This window comes from Exiguobacterium sp. B2(2022) (assembly GCF_028823655.1).
In the GTDB taxonomy this organism is placed as follows: domain Bacteria; phylum Bacillota; class Bacilli; order Exiguobacteriales; family Exiguobacteriaceae; genus Exiguobacterium; species Exiguobacterium aestuarii_A.
The window spans coordinates 1-1,123 of sequence record NZ_JAPEHX010000124.1; the positions used below are offsets into that span (position 1 = coordinate 1).

General features: G+C 52.6%; 2 protein-coding genes. Both read left to right on the forward strand.

Annotated elements, in window-relative coordinates:
* Positions 1-685: carbohydrate ABC transporter permease (locus tag ON063_RS14595; RefSeq protein ID WP_274665618.1), on the forward strand; the 685-nt coding region annotated here is incomplete at its 5' end.
* Positions 682-1,123 (forward strand): carbohydrate ABC transporter permease (locus tag ON063_RS14600; RefSeq protein ID WP_274665619.1); only part of this gene is annotated, 442 nt, incomplete at its 3' end. The genes ON063_RS14595 and ON063_RS14600, both read left to right, overlap by 4 nt.

The following is a 1,123-nucleotide window of genomic DNA, read 5'->3' on the forward strand; positions in this document are numbered from 1 at the left end:
TTGGCAAAGCATTCAGGCGACGGTCGGATTTGTCCTCTTGACGGTCCCGCTGACGATTCTGATTGCACTCGGCCTCGCACTCCTCGCCAATGAGAAGTTGAAAGGCATCGGCATCTTCCGAACAGCCTTCTCGGCGACGATGGGGATGAGTGTCGCCGCCTCATCGGTCATTTGGATGTTCATGTACAACCCGTCGATTGGGATCTTCAACCGGTTCCTCGAAGCAATCGGTGCCAGCGGCGTACAGTGGCTTCTAGACCCGCAATATGCGCTCCTATCCGTTTCAATCGCGACCGTTTGGATGAACATCGGCTTCACGTTTTTGATTCTTCTCGGTGGTCTGCAAAACATCGACCGGACGCTATACGAGAGTGCGGATATTGCGGGGACGAACTACTGGACGCAACTTCGTTCCATCACAATCCCGATGTTGTCCCCGACGCTCTTTTTCGTCGGCATCATCTCGCTCATCAATGCCTTCCAGACGTTCGGACAGATTGATTTGTTGACGAAAGGCGGACCGACGAATGCGACGAACGTCATCGTCTATGCCATCTATAAAGACGCGTTCATCAACTATAACGTCGGGAGCGCCAGTGCACAAGCCGTGCTCTTATTTATCGCCGTCCTTTTGTTGACATGGCTCCAATTCAAACTTGTCGAAAGGAAGGTGCATTACCAATGAGACTACGGAATGTAGGCGTATATGTCTTACTCGTCTTGAGCGCCGTCGTCATGCTGTTCCCGATCGCCTATGCGTTCTCGATCAGTCTGATGGACGGTAAGGAAGTACTCCAGGGGCATCTGCTCCCACGCGACCCGTCATTTGAGAACTACCTGGCCGCGTTCGAACGAATCCCGATGATGACGTATTTGATGAATAGTCTGATTGTCGCGCTTCTCGTGATGATCGGGCAGGTCGTCTTGTCGAGTCTTGCGGCATTCGCATTCGTCTTCATCGACTTTAAAGGAAAAGGGCTCATTTTCATGCTTTTCCTCGCGACGATGATGGTCCCATGGGAAGCGACGATGGTGCCGAACTTTTTGACAATCCAGTCACTTGGCTGGCTCAACACCGTCTGGGGGCTATCGGTGCCGTTCTTCGCACTCGCATTCGGGACGT